Consider the following 19,781-nt stretch of genomic DNA (forward strand, 5'->3'; position numbering starts at 1 on the left):
GAAACCCTGCTTTTCCAGCTCAGTCCTGCTTGTCACCGGTGGGTGGCAACAGGTCCCGCGCCTGTCCGCGCAGCAGCGATTCGATGCGCTCGCCCTTGTCGACCGAATCGTCGTACTTGAATTTCAACTCCGGCACCCGGCGCATGCGCATGCCGCTGTGCGCCAGTGAATGGCGGATTTCGTGACTGATCGCGTTCAGTGCCTTCACCGTCGGCAAACCCTGCTCGGGCAGCATGGCGGTCACCCATACCGTGGCCCAATCCAGGTCACGAGTGATTTCCACGTCCGACACGCTGACCGACGGCAGCCCGTGATCGCGCACGGCCGCATGCACCAGCAAACCCAGTTCGCGGCGCAACTCGGCACCGATGCGGTCGGTACGTTTGAAATCACGGGATGGCATGAGAGTCTCCAGATCAGATCGAGGTCCATCGCCGCATCACGGCGACGGACCTCGCCCTTCCCCCTTTGCAGGGGAAAGGCAACAGTTCATTACAGGGTCCGCGCTACTTCCGTGCGCTCGAAGCACTCGATCTGGTCGCCCGGCTTGACGTCGTTGTACTGCTTGACGGCAATGCCGCACTCCATGCCGTTGCGCACTTCGTCGACCAGGTCCTTGAAACGGCGCAGCGATTCCAGCTCGCCCTCGAAGATCACCACGTTGTCGCGCAGCACGCGGATCGGCTTGCTGCGCTTGACCGAGCCTTCGGTGACCATGCAACCGGCCACGGCGCCGAACTTGGAGCTGCGGAACACGTCGCGAACCTCGGCGGTGCCGATGATGTCCTCGCGCACTTCCATGCCGAGCAGACCGGTCGCCGCCTGGGTCACCTGATCGATCACGTCATAGATGATCGAGAAGTAACGCACGTCGAGGCCAGCTGTCTCGATCACCTTGCGTGCGGATGCATCGGCACGCACGTTGAAGCCGATGACCAGCGCCTTCGAAGCGGCCGCCAGGGTGGCGTCGGATTCGTTGATGCCACCCACGCCGGACGAGACCACGTTGACCCTGACCCGATCGTTGCCGATCTGGGTCAGCGACTCGCGCAGTGCCTCGACCGAACCCTGCACGTCACCCTTGACCAGGATGTTGAGCGTCTGCTGCTCCACGCCCTGACCCATCTTGGCGATGATGTCCTCGAGGCGGTTGCTCTTGCTGACCATGCGTGTTTCGCGGCGCTTGAGTTCACGCTCCTGCGCGACCTCGCGGGCGAGACGCTCGTCTTCGACGCAGACGAAGTCGTCGCCGGTTTCCGGTACGCCGGACAGACCCAGTACCTGCACGGGAATCGACGGACCGGCCTCCAGCACCTGCTGGCCAGTTTCATCAATCAGCGCGCGCATGCGACCGTATTCGATACCGCAGACGACGAAGTCGCCCTTGCGCAACGTACCCTGCTGCACCAGCACCGTCGCAACCGGGCCACGACCGCGGTCCAGACGGGACTCGATCACCACACCGGAGGCGCGGCCATCGGCCACGGCCTTGAGCTCCATCACCTCAGCCTGGATCGAGATCGCATCGAGCAGATCCTCGACGCCAGCGCCGGTCTTGGCCGACACCGGCACGAACTGGACGTCGCCGCCCCAGTCTTCCGGCACCACTTCGTACTGCACCAGACCCTGCTTGACGTTGTCCGGGTTGGCGCCGTCCTTGTCCATCTTGTTGACCGCGACGATCAGCGGCACCTTGGCGGCGCGCGCATGCTTCACGGCTTCCACAGTCTGCGGCATCACGCCGTCATCGGCGGCGACGACCAACACCACCAGATCGGTCGACTGCGCGCCACGGGCACGCATCGAGGTGAAGGCGGCGTGGCCCGGGGTGTCCAGGAACGTGATCACGCCCTTGGAGGTTTCCACGTGGTACGCACCGATGTGCTGGGTAATGCCGCCGGCTTCGCCGGCAGCGACCTTGGTACGACGGATGTAATCGAGCAGCGAGGTCTTGCCGTGGTCGACATGGCCCATGATCGTCACCACCGGTGGGCGCGTGGTTTTCTCGCCTTCCAGTTCGACGTTCTGGGTATGTGCTGCCAGCGCTTCCTCGGCATTGTTCTGGTTGTCGGCAACCGGCGTATGGCCAAGCTCCTCGACCACCAGCACTGCAGTATCGTGATCGATGGTCTGGTTGATGGTCGCCATGACGCCCATCTTGAACAGCGCCTTGACCACCTCGGAACCCTTGACGGCCATCTTCTGCGCCAGCTCGGCAACGACGTTGGCGTCACCCACCACCACTTCGCGCACCACCGGTGCGGTTGGGCGCGAGAAACCATGCGGGCCGGACGGCGCATTGTTGCTGCCACGCGACAGTTCGCGGACATTGCCGCGTCCGGGTTTGCCGCGCTTGTTGCTGGAGGAGGAACGGCGAGCCCGGTCGGCATCGCTCAGGTGCATCTGGCCGCCGGCGAAACGCTTGCTGCCATCGCGCTCTTCCTTGCTGTTGGTCTCCTCGCGTTCGCGACCATGCTTGGGCTTGCCACGGGCATCGCTGGCAGGAGCCGGTGCCGCCGCGGGGCCACCCACACTGGGGCGCGCGGTAGGCTTCACTGGGGCCACTGGGGCTGTTGGCGCTACGGGTGCTGCCACTGGTGCGGCTACCGGCTTGACCAGCTTTTCGCGTTTGCGCGGCTCGTGGATGCGCGGCAGGATCATGCCCAGGTCGCGCTGGTCCATGCGCTGCACAGCCGCGGATTCATCTTCGGGCTTGTCCGCAGGGGTTGCTTCGACGACCGGAGCCGGCTCTGGCGCAGACGCAACCACATCACTCTCGTCGGCGACCTTGGCCTCAGCCTGGCGCCGCTCCTGTTCCTGCTGCTCGTGGAGGGCGCGCTGCTGCGCCTCTTCCTGACGGCGCTGTTCGGCCTCGATCCGCTCGCGCTCTTCCTGCTCACGCTGCTGCTGGGATTCCTGCAGCTTGCGCACGGCATCCTCGCGCTCGCCGTCGGCACCGGCTTCCTCGGCGATCACGCTGCGCTTGACGTAGGTACGCTTGGCGCGCACCTCGACGTTGACCGTCTTGGCTGCACCGGCCGCACCGCGACCACCCGGCGTGGCCACTTTCAGCTCGCCAACTGTGCGACGCTTGAGAGTGATCTGGCGTGGTGCGCTGTCCTCGACCTCGGCGGCAGCTTCGTTCTTGCCGTGCGTGCGGCGCAGGAAACCAAGCAGTTTCACCTTTTCGGTGCTGCTGATGACCTGCTCCTGATCGGAGAATTTCATGCCTGCCTCGCCAAGCTGCGACAGCAACTTGTCGACCGGCATGCCCAGTACCTGGGCTAGTTGTTTGATCGTGACGTCCGACATCGTGTTCTCTGCTCCGCCGTTCCCGCGCTTGGGCCTTTCGGCCCTTATCGTCAGTGCGACATTATCCATGCCGCCACCTCCATCCTTGGTGAAAGGCTCCGTAAAGCCTTTCTCGGCACACCCATCCAGGGTGTTGCCGTCCGCGGTTAGCCGCCTTTCTCCAGCCGCTCGATCATCGGTGCACGCGCGGCCATGATCAGTGCCGCAGCGCGCTCCTCGTCCATGCCTTCGATATCAATCAGGTCGTCCACCGCCAGATCGGCCAGATCGTCGACCGTACTCACTTCGCGGGCCGCCAGCGTATAGGCAGTCGCTTCGTCCATGCCAGGCAGTGCGAGCAGTCCGGCGGACGGCTGATGCTCGTCGACGCCCTCCTCCACAGCCAGTGCCTCGGTGAGCAGCGCGTCGCGTGCACGGGCGCGCAGTTCCTCAACGATGTCCTCGTCGAAACCTTCCACCGCCAGCAGCTCCGCGCTGGGCACGTAGGCAATTTCCTCGATACTGGAGAAACCTTCCTGCACCAGGATGACGGCAATCTCCTGATCCACTTCGAGCTTGTCCATGAACAGCTGGCGCGCGGCCTCCTGCTCGGACTCGCTCTTGGCGGTGACCTGGTCCTGGGTCATCACGTTGAGCTGCCAGCCGGTCAACTTGCTGGCAAGACGCACGTTCTGGCCACCACGACCGATCGCCTGGGACAGCTTGTCCTCGGCCACCGCGATGTCCATCGAGTGCTTTTCCTCGTCCATGATGATGGACTGCACTTCGGCCGGCGCCATCGCATTGATGACGAACTGCGCCTGGTTCTCGTGCCACAGGATGATGTCGACGCGTTCGCCGTTCAGATCGTTGGATACTGCCTGCACGCGCGAACCGCGCATGCCGATGCAGGCGCCGATCGGATCGGTGCGGCTGTCATGCGCCAGCACGGCGATCTTCGCGCGATCGCCCGGGTCGCGGGCGCAGCCCTTGATCTCGACCAGGCCCTGACCGACTTCCGGCACTTCCAGCTTGAACAGCTCGATCATGAACTCCGGCGCCGCACGCGACACGAACAGCTGCGGGCCGCGCGCCTCGGACTTCACTTCGTACAGGTAACCGCGAACACGATCGCCGACGCGTGCCGATTCACGTGGAATCGTCTTGTCGCGCGGGATGAACGCCTCGGCATTGCTGCCCAGGTCGAGGTAGATGTTGCCGCGCTCGACGCGCTTGACGATGCCGGTGACCAGTTCGCCGACGCGATCGGCAAAGGCATCGACCACCTGCTGGCGCTCGGCTTCGCGCACGCGCTGGACAATCACCTGCTTGGCGGCCTGCGCGGCAATACGGCCGAATTCGGCGTTCTCGATCTGCTGTTCGATGTACTCGCCCACTTCGGCGTCGGCACGCTCGTCCAGCGCATCCATCAGGCGCAGCTGGTAGAACGGCGATTCCATCTCGCCATCGTCGGCAATGACTTCCCAGCGGCGGAACGTCTGGTATTCGCCGGTATCGTGGTCGATCGACACGCGGATGTCCGGTTCCTCTTCCGGATAGCGCTTCTTCGCGGCCGAGGCCAGTGCGGCCTCCATCGCCTCGAAAATCACATCCAGCGGCACGCCCTTTTCATTGGCGACTGCCTCGACGACCAGCAAAAGTTCTTTGCTCATTGCAGCAACTCCATAGGCGCCCAGCGGCGTCCAAATCGTTAGCTTTTGCGCTCATCCCTGAGCGCGAGGATCAAAAAGCGGCCATCCATGGCCGCACTATTCACTTTCAATCAGCCTGCTTCTTGCCGGGCGTCTTGCCGCCGCGCTTGGGCTGTGGCGCATAACCCAGCGCCACCCAGTCCGGCACCACACGCGCACTTTCCACCAGCGCATGCTCGAATTCGAATGTCTTGCCTTCCGCTTCCAGCACAATGTGCTCGCCTTCCACCGACACCAGCTTGCCGCGCAGGCGACGACGACCTTCCAGCGACGCCTTCAGCAGCAACTTCACTTCTTGTCCGCTGACTCGCGCAAACTGCTCCGCGGTGAACAACGGCCGATCAATTCCGGGCGAGGAAACCTCCAGCACGTAATGGCCTGGAATCGGATCCTCTACGTCGAGCAACGCGGACAGCTCGCGACTGGCACTCTCGCAGTCCTCGATGCCGACCTCGCGACGTTCGCCCTCATTGCCCATGTCGGGCTCGCCCTTGTCGAGCAAGTCCAGGTAAACGCGCAGCGTACTCTGTCCATGCGACGGGGTGAACTCCACGCCGAGGCATTCCAGGCCCAGATCGGCCAGTACCTCGGTGAAGCGTTGTGCCAGTGCCTGTGTATCCATGGATTTGTCTTCCTTCCCAGCTCACTCTCTCAGAACAGCAGAAACAAAAAATGGGCTCCAACGGCCCATTTCCTTATCTCGCCGATGTTCCTCCCTGCGCAGCTCCTTCCGGCACCCGAATCAGTCTTGGATCCGGTGCGACGCATCCGTGCGCCCAACAAAAAAGCCTCACGAGGAGGCTTTCTTGCATCAAGAAAGATCTGGTAGCGGGGGTAGGATTCGAACCTACGACCTTCGGGTTATGAGCCCGACGAGCTGCCAGACTGCTCCACCCCGCATCAGAGTCCGAAGAGTTTATCGGGATGGCCAGCTTCTTGCAAGCCTCAACTTAACAATCTGTTGCTTTGTCACTGTGCAGTGAACCATCTCAGCATGACACGATGGTTTCCACACCCGCATCGATCAAAGGCCGAACGCTGACCGGCACCAGCCCAGCAGCGGCCCCCAGTACAGACCCAGCACCAGCAACGACAGCGCGTTCAACGACAACACCACGCGCAGGGACGCATCCGGCTTGGCCTTCAACTCACTGCCCTCGGCCGGCTTGTCGAAGTACATCACCTTGATCACGTGCAGGTAGTAGTACAGACCGATGATCGCGAACACGATACCGACGATGGCCAACCACAACATGTTCGCGTGGATCGCCGCTTCCAGCACCAGGACCTTGGCCCAGAAACCGAACAGCGGCGGCACACCGGCCAGCGAGAACATCGCCAGCAGCATCAGGAACGCCATCCACGGAGACTTCTGGTTGAGTCCCTTCAGGTCGGCAATTTCCTCGCACTCGAAACCCGCACGGGTCAGCGCCAGCATCACGCCGAACGCAGCCACACCCATCAGCGCATAGCAGATCGCATAGAACATCGCCGCGGCATAGCCTTCCGGCCCGGCCGCGGCCAGACCCAGCAGCAGGTAGCCCATGTGCGAGATGGTCGAATACGCCAGCATGCGCTTGAGGTTGGTCTGCACGATCGCGACCAGATTGCCGATCGCCAGCGAAACGACTGCCAGCACCGCCAGCATCAACTGCCAATGCTGCGACAGGTCGCCCATGCCCGAACTGAGCAGGCGGTACGCCATGCCGAAGGCAGCCAGCTTTGAGCCCGAGGCAATGAAGGTGGTGACTGGCGTCGGCGCACCCTGGTAGACGTCAGGAATCCACATGTGGAATGGTGCAGCACCCAGCTTGAAGCCGATGCCGACGATCATGAAGATCAGTCCGAACAGCAGCAGCTTCGGCGCCGTGGTGTACGCCATCACGTTGTGCAGTTGCGCCAGATCCAGGCTCGGCGTGCCGCCCATGCCGGAGGCACCGTAGACCATCGACATGCCGTACAGCAGCATGCCCGAGGCCAGTGCGCCCAGCACGAAGTACTTGATCGCCGCCTCGGACGGCAATCGTGCATCACGGTTCAATGCGACCAGTGCATACGACGACAGCGACAGCAGCTCCAGTCCCAGGTACACGGTGACCAGGTTGCCGGCTGACACCAGCAGCATGATGCCGATCACCGCGAAGATCATCAGCGTGTAGAACTCGCCGATCAGCAGCTTGCGGTCGATCAGGTAGGGCCGCGCGTACACCATCACCAGCACGGTGGTCAGCAACGCAAAGATCTTGAGGATATCCGCCACCCGGTCACGCACGAACATGTCGCCGAAGGCGGTTACCGCCGGCTCCTGCTGGCCCGCAATCAGCATATAGACGGCCACCAGCAGCACGACGATCGAAATCCAGTGCAGCATGGGGCGCTGCTCGGGTTTCATGAAGGCATCCAGCAGCAACAGCAAGCACGCCGCTGCGACCAGATAAAACTCCGGTGCCATGATCAGGATGTCAATAAAAGTCGGCATGTTCGATCCCGATCAAATCTTGTGAATGGCAATCTGGTGCACCAGCTGCGATACCGAACTGTCCATCAGATGGACCAGCGGTTGCGGCCAGATGCCCAGCGCCAGTACGGCGGCGGCGAAGGCCACCAGCACGAACGTTTCGCGGCCGTTGATTTCCTTCATCTCGGCCACGTGCGAATTGGTGATGTCGCCCCACAGTACGCGCTTGACCAGCCACAACGTGTAGGCCGCACCGATGATCAGGGTGAACGCGGCAAACAGGGCGATCCACGGATTTGCCGCGAAGCTGGCCAGGATCACCATGAACTCGCCGACAAAGCCGCTGGTGCCCGGCAGACCGCAGTTTGCCATCGCAAACAGCACATAGAAGAAGCCGAACCACGGCATCACGTTGATGACACCACCGTAATCCTTGATCGAGCGGGTGTGCATGCGGTCGTACAGCACGCCGATGCAGGTAAACATCGCGCCGGAGACGAAACCGTGCGAGATCATCTGCACCATCGCGCCCTGCATGCCCAGCTGCGCCATATCGATGTTGCCCGATTCACGCACCAGCATGAACGCGATGAAGATGCCCAGGGTGACGAAGCCCATATGGGCCACAGATGAATACGCCACCAGCTTCTTCATGTCCTCCTGCACCAGCGCCACGTAACCGATGTAGACCACCGCGATCAGGCTCAGCGCGATCACCACCCAGGCGAAGTGCTCGGAGGCGTCCGGCACGATCGGCAGCGAGAAGCGCAGGAACCCGTATCCGCCGATCTTCAGCATCACTGCCGCCAGCACCACCGAGCCGCCAGTCGGCGCCTCCACGTGGGCATCCGGCAACCAGGTATGCACCGGCACCATCGGCACCTTGATCGCAAACGCGATCAGGAACGCGAAGAAGATCCAGCTCTGCTCCTTCATCGTCAACGGCAGAGCGGCCAGCGTGGCGAGGTCGAACGTATGCGCCTTCTCGTACAGGTACAGCAGCGCGATCAACATGAAGACCGAGCCGAAGAACGTGTAGATGAAGAACTTCAGCGTGGCGTATACCCGCCGCGGACCACCCCAGATACCGATCAGGATGAACATCGGGATCAGGATTGCCTCGAACAGCGCATAGAACAGCAGCGCGTCGGTGGCGCAGAACACGCCGATCAGCAGACCTTCGAGGATCAGCATCGCGGCCATGTACTGGTGCGGCTTGTCCTGGATGACTTCCCATGCACCGGCGATCACCAGGATGCCGACGAAGGTGGTCATCAGGATCAGCGCCACCGAGATGCCGTCGACCGCCAGCCCGTAGTGGACGCCCCACGAAGCGATCCACAGATAGCTTTCGGTCAGTTGCATGCCTCCGGTATCGGGGTTGTACTGCACCAGCAGGAACAGGCTGACCGCGAAGGTCAGCACGGCCACCAGCAGCGACAACCAGCGTGCCAGATTGGGACGGGTGGAGCCGGCAAGCAGCACCGGGATGGCGCCGGCAACGGGGAGCCAGATCAGCAGGCTGAGCAAGTGATTGAACATGTGTGCTTGCTTCCCTTATTGCCCGATCAGGCCGGAACCGATCGGCCCAGAACCAAAGAACCAGTACCCGCCAAGCAGCAGGATCAGGCCAAGAATCATCGCGAAGGCGTAGTGGTAGAGATAACCCGACTGCAGACGGCGCGTAGCGGCAGCGATACGGTGAATCAGGCTCACCGAGCCGTTGACCATGGTGTCGTCGATCACCGCCGTGTCACCCGCCTTCCAGAACAGGCGACCGAGTTTGAGGCCGCCGCGGGCGAACACCGCGAAGTAGACGTCGTCGACCCAGTACTTGCGGTCGAGCACGGTCCACAACGGCTTCAACGCCGACTTGATCTTGTCGGCCATCGAGGGGTTGAACAGATAGATGTATGTCTGGATCACGAAAGCCAGCAGCACTAGGCCGAACGGGCCGATCAGGGAGAACCCGTGCAGGGCCATAGAGAGTGAACCGTGGAATTCCTGACCGAGTTCGGCCAGTACGTTGTTCGCTTCGTCAACGTGGATCGCGCTGCCGAACCAATTGCCGAACAACATCGGCCCGACCGTGAAGAAACCGACCAGCAGCGACGGGATCGCCAGCAGCACCAGCGGCAGCGTCACCACCCACGGCGATTCCTTCGGGGCATGTTCCAGCACGCCCGGCTCATGGTGGCCATGATCGTCGTGATGATCGTCATGCGCATCGTGATGCGCGTGACCATGGTGAGCGACGACGGTGAAGCGCTCTTTGCCATGGAACGTCAGATACATCTGGCGGAAAGTGTAAAGCGACGTGACCAGCGCACCAGCCATCACGCAGAAATAGGCGTAGCCCGAACCCCAGCGATGCGATTCGCCGACCGCTTCGATGATCGCGTCCTTCGAATAGAAGCCTGAGAAGAACGGCACGCCGCACAGCGCCAGCGAACCGATCCACATGGTGATCCAGGTGATCGGCATGTACTTGCGCAGGCCGCCCATGTAGCGCATGTCCTGCTCGTGATGCATCGCGATGATCACCGAGCCGGCGCCGAGGAACAACAGCGCCTTGAAGAACGCGTGCGTCATCAGGTGATACACCGCACCGCTGTACATCGACACGCCCAGCGCCACCGTCATGTAGCCCAGCTGCGACAACGTCGAGTACGCAATCACTCGCTTGATATCGTTCTGCACGATGCCGATCAAGCCGGTAAACAGCGCGGTGGTGGCACCGATCACCAGCACGAAACTGAGCGCAGTTGACGACAACTCGAACAGCGGCGACATGCGCGCCACCATGAAGATGCCCGCGGTCACCATCGTGGCTGCATGGATCAGCGCGGAGATCGGGGTCGGGCCTTCCATCGAGTCGGGCAACCACACGTGCAGCGGCACCTGCGCCGACTTGCCCATCGCACCGATGAACAGGCAGATGCAGATCACCGTGGCGGCATCCCACTGCGTACCCGCGGTGATCTGCAGGGTCTTGCCGATCAGCGAGGGCGCCGAGCCGAACGCGGTGGCGTAATCCAGCGTGCCGAGGAAATACAGCACCGCCGCGATGCCGAGCAGGAAGCCGAAATCGCCCACGCGGTTGACCAGGAACGCTTTCAGGTTCGCGAAGATCGCGGTCGGCCGCTTGTACCAGAAGCCGATCAGCAGGTACGACACCAGGCCTACCGCTTCCCAGCCGAAGAACAGCTGCATGAAGTTGTTGCTCATCACCAGCATGAACATCGAGAAGGTGAACAGCGAGATGTAGCTGAAGAAGCGCTTGTAGCCATCGTCGTCGGCCATGTAGCCGATGGTGTACACGTGCACCAGCAGCGACACGAAGCTCACCACCACCAGCATCATCGCGGTCAGGCGGTCGACCAGGAAGCCGACGCTGGCGTTGAAGTGGCCGATCTGGAACCAGGTGTAGATGTTCTGGTTGTACGTCTCGGCGCCACCCAGGGTGAGCTGGTACAGCACATAGAACGACAGCGCACAGGAGATCGCCACGCCGAGGATGGTGACGCTGTGCGAGCCAGTGCGCCCGAGGAACTTGCCCAGGAAGCCGGCCAGCACGCAACCGACCAGCGGGGCCAGCGCGATCGTCAGCAGAATGGATGTCGAAAGCTGCATCGGATCAACCCTTCATGCTGTCGATGTCGGCGATATTGATCGTGCTGCGATTGCGGAACAGCAGCACCAGGATCGCCAGGCCGATGGCTGCTTCTGCCGCGGCCACGGTGAGGATGAAGAACACGAACACCTGCCCCGACACATCGCCGAGGAAGCGCGAGAACGCCACGAAATTCATGTTCACCGCAAGCAGCATCAGCTCGATCGACATCAGCAGCACGATCACGTTCTTGCGGTTGATGAACAGGCCGGCGACGGCGATGCAGAACAGCACCGCGCCAAGCACGATGTAGTGCGATAGCGTGATCATGATTTGGATTCCTGCGACGGGGCCGCCGTTTCGTCGACGGGGCGCTCGGCCGCCATCTTCACGAGGCGGACGCGGTCACGCGGGTTGACCTTGACCTGCTGGCTGGCCGACTCGTAACGCGCGTCGACACGCTGGCGCAGGGTCAGCGCCACCGCTGCGACCACGCCCACGGTGAGGATCAGCGCGGCGACTTCGAACGGCAGCAGGTATTGCGTATACAGCGCACGACCCAGCCACGCCGTATTGGACGTACCCGCTGCGGCAGCCGGATCGGCCCCCATGACCTGCGTGTGCATCGCGCGCACGCCGATCAGGCCGAGCATCTCCACCAGCATCGCCGCCGCCACGATCAGGCCGACCGGCAGGAACTTCACGAAGCCCTCGCGCATCTTCTCCTGGTCGATGTCGAGCATCATCACCACGAACAGGAACAGCACCATTACCGCGCCGACATAGACCACGATCAGCGCCAGCGCCAGGAACTCGGCGTCCAGCAGCATCCACAGGCAGGCCGCGCTGAAGAACGTCAGCACCAGCGCCAGCACCGCGTGCACGGTGTTCTTCAGCGTGATCACCGACAGTGCGGCGGCCACGGTGACGAAGCCGAAGGCGTAGAAACAGATGAGTTGGAACAGTTGGGGATTCATCGTTGGCCTCAGCGGTACGCCGCGTCTTGCGCACGGTCGGCGGCAATCTGCTGCTCGAAGCGATCACCGATGGCCAGCAGCTGCTGCTTGGTCACCACGTTCTCGCCGCGATGCTCGAAGTGATACTCGTGGATGCTGGTCTCGACGATCGAGTCGACCGGGCAGCTCTCTTCGCAGAAGCCGCAGAAGATGCACTTGAACAGGTCGATGTCGTAGCGCGTGGTACGGCGCTGGCCGTCGCTCTCGCGCGGAGCCGAGTCGATCGTGATCGCCAGCGCCGGGCACACCGCCTCGCACAACTTGCACGCGATGCAGCGTTCCTCGCCGTTCGCATAGCGACGCAGCGCATGCAGGCCGCGGAAGCGGTTCGACTTCGGAATGTGCTCCATCGGATAGCGCACGGTGTACTTCGGCTTGAACATGTAACGCAGGGTCAGGCCCATGCCCTGGAACAACTCGACCAGCAGCAGGCTCTTGAAATAATGGGTAATGCGGGACATGACTTTCTTCAGACCCCCGTGCCGATGGTGACCAGGCCGTAGTACTTCATGCAGCCGGCCACGAGAACCCACACGATGGCGATGGGGATGAACACCTTCCAGCCCAGCCGCATGATCTGGTCATAGCGGTAGCGCGGAAAGGTGGCGCGAAACCACAGGAACATGAAGGCGAACAGGAACGCCTTGATGAACAGCCAGATGAAGCCGCCCTGGCCGATGAAGCCCCACGTATCGGGGAATGGCGACAGCCAGCCACCCATGAACAGAATCGCGGCCAGGAAGCTGACCAGGATCATGTTGGCGTATTCGGCCAGGAAGAAGATCGCGAAGGCCGAACCGGAATATTCCACATGGAAACCGGCGACGATTTCCGACTCGCCCTCGGCCACGTCGAACGGCGCGCGGTTGGTCTCGGCCACGCCGGAGATGAAATAGATCACGAACACCGGCAGCAGCGGCAGCCAGAACCAGCCGAACAGGCCCTTGTGGCCCGCCTGTGCGTTGACGATGTCGGTCAAGTTCAGCGAACCGGCCAGCACCAGCACGCAGACCAGGCACAGACCCATCGCCAGTTCATACGAGATCACCTGCGCCGCCGAACGCATCGCACCGAGCAGTGCGTAGCGCGAATTGGACGCCCAGCCGGCCAGGATGATGCCGTACACACCCATCGAGGTCATCGCCAGCAGATACAGCACGCCGGCATTCGCGTTGGACAGCACCATCTTGCTGCTGAACGGAACCACCGCCCATGCCGCCAGCGCCGGGATCAGCGCCAGCAACGGCGCCAGGTAATACAGCGCCCGGTTCGCCTTGGTCGGCAGGATCACTTCCTTGATCAACAGCTTGACCACGTCGGCGAATGCCTGCAGCAGGCCGAACGGACCGATCTTGTTCGGCCCCATGCGTACATGCATCCAGCCGATGACCTTGCGCTCCCAGTACACGAACATCGCCACCGCGATGATCAGCGGCAACACGATGGCCACGATGTACAGCACCGGGATCAGGAGCTGATGGATAAGTTGATCAGCCATGATGCTTATGCCTTGCTCAAGGTGATGGCCGCGCCATACGGCGGCAGCGTGGCAGTGAGATCCTGGGCGGCCTCGATCCATGCCGCGCCATCCGGCACGGCCACATCGACGACCAACGGCAGCAACACGTCGCCTATGCGCACCTGCGCACCATCGGTCAGGCCGAGCCGCTGCGCCTCAGCCGCATTCAGACGTACCGCGGGGGTACGATTGAGCGGATGCGCATTCAACGCAGTGGCACGACGCAATACCGCATCGCCACGATAGATCGGCCAGGTGGCGAGACGGGTCAGGCCAGCGGCAGCCGTACGTGTGGCCAGATCGCTGCGCGGCGCCACTGCACGTTCGCTGATGCCGTCACGCAGACCAGCCAGGTCGTCGAACTCGAAACCGGCCAGCTGCAAGGCTCCACCCAATGCACGCAACACCTTCCAGCCCGGGCGGGCCTGACCGGGTGCCTTGGCGCCGGCGCTGACACCCTGTGCCAGGCCATCGACATTGACCACGGTGGCGTCAATCTCCGGCAGCAGCGCGATCGGCAGGATCACGTCGGCCACTTCACGCAACGCTGCGCTGGCGTAGGCGCTGAACGCTACTACCTGCTCCGCACTGCGCAATGCCTTCAGGGTTGCCGTGCCATCGGCGAAATCGTGCGGTGGCTCGACGCCATACAGCACATAGCTCATGCGCGGCTGCGCCAGCATCGCCTGCGCGTCGAGTCCGCCGTTACCCGGCAGCACGCCGAGCTTGGCCAGACCCACGGCATTCGCGCCCACCGGCAGTTCGTTGTAACCGGCGCCAGTGGCGTCGGCAATGAACCGGGCCAGTGCACGCAGCCATGAAGCCTGCGGATGCGTGACCGCGGCTTCACCGAGAATCACCACTGCACTGCCCGATTTCAGCGCAGCGATCGCATCGCTGTCGCCCTGATCGCCAGTCGCAGCATCGATCGCGTCGACCAGCGTCGCCGGTGCCGTTGCACCGGCGGCCACGGCCGACTTGGCCAGTGCCAGCAGCGCATCGACCAGCGTCTGCGGCGCGACGATGGATTCGCCAGCCAGGTTGTAATTGAAATCGAAGCTCGCAGGATTGACCGTGTAGACCTTGGCGCCCTTCTTCACCGCCTGATGCAGGCGATGGTTGAGCAAGGGCATTTCGTGACGCAGATCGGAGCCGACCAGCAAGGCAGCCTTGACCTGCGCGACGTCGGTGACTGGCAGCGCGAAACTGCTGGCAAAGGCGTTGTCGGCAAAGTCGAGCTGACGCAGACGATGATCGACATGTGCGCTGCCCAGACCACGGGCCAGACGCATCAGCAGATCGCCTTCCTCGTTCGAGCTGCCCGGATGCACCAGGATGCCGAGCTCGCTGCCCGGCACCTTCTTCAGCGCCTCACCGGCAAACTGCAAGGCATCTTCCCAGGTGGTCGTCTGCCACTGGCCGTTGCGCTTCACTTCCGGCGCATGGATGCGGTCGGCCGCGTACAGGCCCTGGTGGCTGTAGCGGTCGCGATCGGACAGCCAGCATTCGTTGATCGTTTCGTTGTCGCGCGGCACCGTGCGCAGCACTTCACCGCGGCGCGTATGCAGCCACAGGTTGGAGCCGAGCGCGTCGTGATAAGCAATCGACGGCTTGGCAATCAGCTCCCAGGCGCGCGCCTGGAACTGGAACGGCTTGTTGGTCAGCGCGCCAACCGGGCAGACGTCGACGATATTGCCGGACAGCTCCGTCTCGATCGTCTTGCCGATATAAGTGCCAATCTGCAGGTTCTCGCCACGACTCATGCCGCCCAGTTCATAGGTGCCGGCAATCTCGCTGGTGAAGCGCACGCAGCGCGTGCACTGGATGCAGCGGGTCATCTCGGTGGCGACCAGCGGCCCGAGGTTCTCGTCGGCGATGGTGCGCTTGCGTTCGGTGTAGCGCGACACGCTGCGGCCGTAACCCAGCGCCACGTCCTGCAGCTCGCACTCGCCGCCCTGATCGCAGATCGGGCAGTCGAGCGGATGGTTGATCAGCAGGAACTCCATCACGTCTTTCTGGAATTTCAGCGCCTTGTCCGAGCGCGTCATCACCTTCATGCCTTCCGCTACTGGAGTAGCACACGCCGGCTGCGGCTTGGGCATCAGCTTGCCGCCCATTTCCACGTCGACCAGGCACATGCGGCAGTTCGCGGCGATCGGCAGTTTGCGGTGATAGCAGAAGCGCGGGATCGCGACGCCGATCGCGTCGGCCGCCTCGATGATCATCGCGCCCTTGCGGATCTGCGTGGGCTTGCCATCGACCTCGATGTTGATCAGGTCGGGCGCGGTGTTATTGCTGGGCTGCGCACTCATGCGGCAACTCCCTGGTTGGCTTCGGCCAGTTGGTCATCAACCATCGAGCGCCCGTGCTGCACAAAATATTCGAATTCGTTCCAGAAACGCGCGAGGAAACCCTGCACCGGCCACGCCGCAGCTTCGCCGAACGCGCAGATGGTGTGACCCTCGATCTGGCCGGCAATCGCCTTCAGGCGGTGCAGGTCGTCCTGGGTGCCCTTGCCTTCGACGATGCGCGAAAGCACGCGGTACATCCAGCCGGTACCTTCGCGGCACGGCGTGCACTGACCGCAGGACTCGGCCATGTAGAAACGCGAGATGCGATGACAGACCTTGACCATGCAGGTGGTCTCGTCCATCACGATCACCGCGCCGGAACCGAGGCCCGAACCGGCCTTCTGCAGGCAGTCATAGTCCATCGTGCTCTCGAGCATGATGTCGGCCGGCAGCACCTTCATCGAGGAACCGCCAGGAATCACTGCCTTGAGCTTGTGGCCGTTGCGCACGCCGCCGGCCATGTCCAGCAAGTCCTTGAACGATGTGCCGAGACGAATCTCGAAGTTGCCCGGGTTGTTGACGTGACCGGACACCGAGAAGATCTTCGGGCCGCCGTTGTTCGGCTTGCCGAGATTGAGAAACCAGTCGGCGCCATTGCGCAGGATCGCCGGCACCGAGGCATAGGTCTCGGTGTTGTTGATCGTCGTTGGCTTGCCATACAGGCCGAAACCGGCCGGAAACGGCGGCTTGAAGCGCGGCTGGCCCTTCTTGCCTTCCAGCGATTCCATCAGTGCGGTTTCCTCACCGCAGATGTAGGCGCCGGCGCCGAGCGCGTTGTAGATATCCACGTCGATGCCACTGCCCTGCACGTTCTTGCCAAGCAGGCCGGCCGCATACGCTTCCTTGAGCGCTTCTTCGAGGTGTTCGTACGGCTCGTGATGGAATTCGCCACGCAGGTAGTTGTAGGCCACGGTCGAGCCGGTGCAATAGCAGGCGATGGCCATGCCCTCGATCACCGAATGCGGGTTGTAGCGCAGGATGTCGCGATCCTTTGACGTGCCCGGTTCGGATTCGTCCGAGTTGCACAGGATGTATTTCTGCATCGTGCCTTTGGGCATGAACGACCACTTCAGCCCGGTCGGGAAACCCGCGCCACCGCGACCGCGCAGGCTGCTCTTCTTGATTTCCTCGATCAATGCGGCCGGATCGGGCTTCTCGGCGAGGATCTTTCTCCATGCCTTGTAGCCATCGACCTTCTCGTAGCTTTCCATCGCCCACGGCTTGTCGAAATGCAGCGTGGTGTAGACGACCTGATGTTCCTGCGGTGCGGGTCCGACTGCCATGGCTTATTCCAACCCGTCCAGAATTTCGTCGAGCTTCACGGTGGTGAGACGCTCGTGGTAATGCCCATTCACCGTCATCGCCGGCGCGTACACGCAAGCGGCGATGCATTCCTCTTCCTGCTTCAGATAGATGCGGCCGTCCGGTGTGCTCTCGCCGGTCTTGATACCGAGCTTCTTCTCGCAATGGCGCACCAAGCCTTCCGCGCCGTTGAGCCAGCACGAGATGTTGGTGCAGATCGCCACGTTATTGCGGCCGACCGGCTTGGTCTCGAGCATCGAGTAGAAGCTGGAAACCTCGTAAGCCCACACCGCTGGCAGGTCGAGATACTTCGCGACCGCAGTGATCAGTTCGTCGGTGAGGAAGCCCTGGTTCTGCTCCTGCGCGGCAAACAGCGCCTGGATCAGCGCCGAGCGCTTGCGATCCGGCGGGAACTTGGCCACCCACTCATCGATGTGATGGCGGGTGTGGTCGTTGAGTACGACGAGCGGATCGACGTTCCTGACCTGCTCGAAATGTCCGGTGGCTTTCATGCGTTTCTCCGTCGTGCCGGCTCAGCGATCCACTTCGCCGAACACGAGGTCATAGGTACCGATCATGGCCACCACGTCAGCGAGCATGTGGCCGCGCACGATGGTGTCCATGGATGACAGGTGGGCAAAACCCGGTGCGCGCAGGTGCACGCGGAACGGCTTGTTGGCGCCATCAGAAACCAGATAGCAGCCGAACTCGCCCTTCGGCGCCTCGACCGCGGCATAGGTCTCGCCGGCCGGCACGCAGTAGCCTTCGGTGAACAATTTGAAGTGATGGATCATGGCTTCCATGTCCTCCTTCATCTCGACCCGCGACGGCGGCGCGACCTTGAAGTTCTCGACCATCACCGGGCCGGGATTCGCCTTCAGCCACTTCACGCACTGCTGGATGATCCGGTTCGACTGGCGCATCTCTTCGACGCGGCACAGGTAACGGTCGTAGCAATCGCCGCCGACGCCGACCGGGATGTCGAAATCCATCTCGGCGTACTTCGCATACGGCTGCTTCTTGCGCAGATCCCATTCGACGCCCGAACCGCGCAGCATCACGCCGGTCATGCCCCACTGCTGGGCCAGCTCCGGGCTGATCACGCCGATGCCGACGGTGCGCTGCTTCCAGATGCGGTTGTTCGTCAGCAGATCTTCGTACTCGTCCACCTTCGACGGGAAGTCGCTGGTGAACGCTTCGAGATAGTCCAGCATCGAACCTTCGCGCCAGCTGTTGATGCGCTTGAGGTCGTTGCCCTTGTGCCACGGCGACTCGCGATACTGCGACATCTGCGCCGGCAGGTCGCGGTAGACGCCGCCTGGACGATAGTAGGTCGCATGCATGCGCGCGCCCGACACCGCCTCGTACACGTCCATCAGCTCTTCGCGCTCACGGAACGCGTACAGGAACACCGCCATCGCACCGAGATCGAGCGCGTTCGAGCCGATCCACATCAGGTGGTTCAGGATGCGGGTGATCTCGTCGAACATGGTGCGGATGTACTGCGCGCGTTCCGGCGCCTCGATCCCCAGCAGGTTCTCGATCGCCTTCACGTAGGCGTGCTCGTTGCACATCATCGAGACGTAGTCGAGCCGGTCCATGTAACCGATCGACTGGTTGAACGGCTTGGACTCGGCCAGCTTCTCGGTACCACGATGCAACAAGCCCACGTGCGGATCGGCACGGATGATCGTCTCGCCGTCCATCTCCATGATCAGGCGCAGCACGCCGTGCGCGGCCGGGTGCTGCGGGCCGAAGTTCATCGTGTAATTGCGAATTTCTTGCACGATCAGTTCCTCTGCCAATCGTCGGCCGCTTCGGCCTTGGCTTGCATCAGGTCGGCGTCGTTGCGGATGGTGCGCGGTACCAGCACGCGCGGCTCGATCGATACCGGCTCGTAGATCACCCGCTTCTGCTCGGGGTCGTAGCGCACTTCGACATTGCCGATCAGCGGGAAGTCCTTGCGGAACGGATGGCCGACGAAACCGTAGTCGGTCAGGATGCGGCGCAGATCCGGATGGCCATCGAAGATGATGCCGTACAGATCGAACGCTTCGCGCTCGAACCAGTTCACGCCCGGCCACACCAGGGTCAACGACGGCACCACCGGCATGCTGTCGTCCGCGCAGAACACGCGCAGGCGCAGGCGGCGGTTGTGTTCGATCGACAGCAGATGAACCACCGAGGCGAAGCGACGCGGCTCGTCGTTGCCGCGTGGGCGCCCTGCCCAGTCGAAACGACCCATCGCCTGGCCTTCCACGCCACGCGAAAAACCGGTCCACGAGATATCGGTCGTATCCCACTCGGTCTGGCCGTAACCGAGGTAGTCGACGCCGCACAGGTCGATCAGCTCGGTGAAGCGGAAGCCCGGCTCGTCGCGCAGCGCGGTGGCCACCGCGATCAGGTCGGCAGCAGCCAGCTCGGCGGTGATTTCGTTGCGCTGCGTGCTGATGGTCAGCGTGTCGCCGAATCGCGCAGCGAGGCGTTCGGCCAGCGAGGTCGCAGGTGTGTCGGACATA

The 19,781-nt window shown here is 62.5% G+C and carries 16 protein-coding genes and 1 tRNA gene; all 17 read right to left on the reverse strand.

Annotation, left to right across the window (positions count from 1 at the left end; genetic code table 11):
- Positions 1 to 19: 19 nt before the first annotated feature.
- On the reverse strand, positions 20 to 403 hold the full coding sequence (gene rbfA, locus B0E51_RS05230) for a 30S ribosome-binding factor RbfA (RefSeq protein ID WP_077443799.1): 384 nt from the start codon (positions 401 to 403) through the stop codon (positions 20 to 22).
- Between the two features lie 89 nt (positions 404 to 492).
- Positions 493 to 3,312 carry a translation initiation factor IF-2 gene (infB, locus tag B0E51_RS05235; RefSeq protein WP_077443800.1) on the reverse strand — a complete coding sequence of 940 codons (2,820 nt, stop codon included), beginning with the start codon at positions 3,310 to 3,312 and terminating at the stop codon, positions 493 to 495.
- A 146-nt stretch (positions 3,313 to 3,458) separates the two neighbouring features.
- The gene (gene nusA / locus B0E51_RS05240) at positions 3,459 to 4,964 is read right to left on the reverse strand and encodes a transcription termination factor NusA (protein ID WP_077443801.1); all 1,506 of its coding nucleotides are present in this window, start codon (positions 4,962 to 4,964) and stop codon (positions 3,459 to 3,461) included.
- A gap of 106 nt (positions 4,965 to 5,070) precedes the next feature.
- Entirely contained in the window at positions 5,071 to 5,625 is a 555-nt protein-coding gene (gene rimP / locus B0E51_RS05245; RefSeq protein ID WP_077443802.1) for a ribosome maturation factor RimP, read from the reverse strand.
- A 201-nt stretch (positions 5,626 to 5,826) separates the two neighbouring features.
- Positions 5,827 to 5,903, reverse strand: a tRNA-Met gene (locus tag B0E51_RS05250).
- A gap of 124 nt (positions 5,904 to 6,027) precedes the next feature.
- Complete coding sequence (gene nuoN / locus B0E51_RS05255; RefSeq protein ID WP_077443803.1) at positions 6,028 to 7,482, reverse strand: NADH-quinone oxidoreductase subunit NuoN; 1,455 nt, start codon at positions 7,480 to 7,482, stop codon at positions 6,028 to 6,030.
- Positions 7,483 to 7,494: 12 nt separating this feature from the next.
- A complete protein-coding gene (locus tag B0E51_RS05260) occupies positions 7,495 to 9,003 on the reverse strand; it encodes an NADH-quinone oxidoreductase subunit M (protein WP_077443804.1) in 1,509 nt (502 codons plus the stop codon).
- Between the two features lie 15 nt (positions 9,004 to 9,018).
- Positions 9,019 to 11,094, reverse strand: coding sequence for an NADH-quinone oxidoreductase subunit L (nuoL, locus tag B0E51_RS05265; protein WP_077443805.1), 2,076 nt, complete (start codon positions 11,092 to 11,094; stop codon positions 9,019 to 9,021).
- A 4-nt stretch (positions 11,095 to 11,098) separates the two neighbouring features.
- Entirely contained in the window at positions 11,099 to 11,407 is a 309-nt protein-coding gene (nuoK, locus tag B0E51_RS05270) for an NADH-quinone oxidoreductase subunit NuoK (RefSeq protein WP_217318004.1), read from the reverse strand.
- Positions 11,401 to 12,051 (reverse strand): NADH-quinone oxidoreductase subunit J, encoded by a 651-nt coding sequence (locus B0E51_RS05275; protein WP_077443806.1) that lies wholly within the window; start codon positions 12,049 to 12,051, stop codon positions 11,401 to 11,403. The genes nuoK and B0E51_RS05275 overlap by 7 nt, the downstream gene beginning before the upstream one ends.
- Positions 12,052 to 12,059: 8 nt before the next feature.
- Complete coding sequence (gene nuoI, locus B0E51_RS05280) at positions 12,060 to 12,551, reverse strand: NADH-quinone oxidoreductase subunit NuoI (protein ID WP_077443807.1); 492 nt, start codon at positions 12,549 to 12,551, stop codon at positions 12,060 to 12,062.
- 8 nt (positions 12,552 to 12,559) lie between these two features.
- The gene (gene nuoH, locus B0E51_RS05285) at positions 12,560 to 13,588 is read right to left on the reverse strand and encodes an NADH-quinone oxidoreductase subunit NuoH (protein WP_077443808.1); all 1,029 of its coding nucleotides are present in this window, start codon (positions 13,586 to 13,588) and stop codon (positions 12,560 to 12,562) included.
- A gap of 5 nt (positions 13,589 to 13,593) precedes the next feature.
- Positions 13,594 to 15,921: an NADH-quinone oxidoreductase subunit NuoG gene (gene nuoG / locus B0E51_RS05290; protein ID WP_077443809.1), complete on the reverse strand. Its 2,328-nt coding sequence runs from the start codon at positions 15,919 to 15,921 to the stop codon at positions 13,594 to 13,596.
- Positions 15,918 to 17,243, reverse strand: coding sequence for an NADH-quinone oxidoreductase subunit NuoF (gene nuoF / locus B0E51_RS05295; RefSeq protein WP_077443810.1), 1,326 nt, complete (start codon positions 17,241 to 17,243; stop codon positions 15,918 to 15,920). Before nuoF ends, nuoG begins: the two co-directional genes overlap by 4 nt.
- Before the next feature lie 3 nt (positions 17,244 to 17,246).
- Positions 17,247 to 17,774 carry an NADH-quinone oxidoreductase subunit NuoE gene (nuoE, locus tag B0E51_RS05300; RefSeq protein ID WP_077443811.1) on the reverse strand — a complete coding sequence of 176 codons (528 nt, stop codon included), beginning with the start codon at positions 17,772 to 17,774 and terminating at the stop codon, positions 17,247 to 17,249.
- A 21-nt stretch (positions 17,775 to 17,795) separates the two neighbouring features.
- Entirely contained in the window at positions 17,796 to 19,025 is a 1,230-nt protein-coding gene (locus tag B0E51_RS05305; RefSeq protein ID WP_254424427.1) for an NADH-quinone oxidoreductase subunit D, read from the reverse strand.
- 26 nt (positions 19,026 to 19,051) lie between these two features.
- Entirely contained in the window at positions 19,052 to 19,780 is a 729-nt protein-coding gene (locus B0E51_RS05310) for an NADH-quinone oxidoreductase subunit C (protein WP_077443812.1), read from the reverse strand.
- Position 19,781 lies beyond the last annotated feature (1 nt).

This window comes from Rhodanobacter sp. C05 (assembly GCF_002001165.1).
Classification (GTDB): Bacteria; Pseudomonadota; Gammaproteobacteria; order Xanthomonadales; family Rhodanobacteraceae; genus Rhodanobacter.

Coding starts and splice junctions, on each gene's coding strand:
- rbfA (WP_077443799.1), bottom strand. CDS start 403: ATGCCATCCCGTGATTTCAAACGTACCGACCGCATCGGTGCCGAGTTG.
- infB (WP_077443800.1), bottom strand. CDS start 3,312: ATGTCGGACGTCACGATCAAACAACTAGCCCAGGTACTGGGCATGCCG.
- nusA (WP_077443801.1), bottom strand. CDS start 4,964: ATGAGCAAAGAACTTTTGCTGGTCGTCGAGGCAGTCGCCAATGAAAAG.
- rimP (WP_077443802.1), bottom strand. CDS start 5,625: ATGGATACACAGGCACTGGCACAACGCTTCACCGAGGTACTGGCCGAT.
- nuoN (WP_077443803.1), bottom strand. CDS start 7,482: ATGCCGACTTTTATTGACATCCTGATCATGGCACCGGAGTTTTATCTG.
- B0E51_RS05260 (WP_077443804.1), bottom strand. CDS start 9,003: ATGTTCAATCACTTGCTCAGCCTGCTGATCTGGCTCCCCGTTGCCGGC.
- nuoL (WP_077443805.1), bottom strand. CDS start 11,094: ATGCAGCTTTCGACATCCATTCTGCTGACGATCGCGCTGGCCCCGCTG.
- B0E51_RS05275 (WP_077443806.1), bottom strand. CDS start 12,051: ATGAATCCCCAACTGTTCCAACTCATCTGTTTCTACGCCTTCGGCTTC.
- nuoI (WP_077443807.1), bottom strand. CDS start 12,551: ATGTCCCGCATTACCCATTATTTCAAGAGCCTGCTGCTGGTCGAGTTG.
- nuoH (WP_077443808.1), bottom strand. CDS start 13,588: ATGGCTGATCAACTTATCCATCAGCTCCTGATCCCGGTGCTGTACATC.
- nuoG (WP_077443809.1), bottom strand. CDS start 15,921: ATGAGTGCGCAGCCCAGCAATAACACCGCGCCCGACCTGATCAACATC.
- nuoF (WP_077443810.1), bottom strand. CDS start 17,243: ATGGCAGTCGGACCCGCACCGCAGGAACATCAGGTCGTCTACACCACG.
- nuoE (WP_077443811.1), bottom strand. CDS start 17,774: ATGAAAGCCACCGGACATTTCGAGCAGGTCAGGAACGTCGATCCGCTC.
- B0E51_RS05305 (WP_254424427.1), bottom strand. CDS start 19,025: ATGAACTTCGGCCCGCAGCACCCGGCCGCGCACGGCGTGCTGCGCCTG.
- B0E51_RS05310 (WP_077443812.1), bottom strand. CDS start 19,780: ATGTCCGACACACCTGCGACCTCGCTGGCCGAACGCCTCGCTGCGCGA.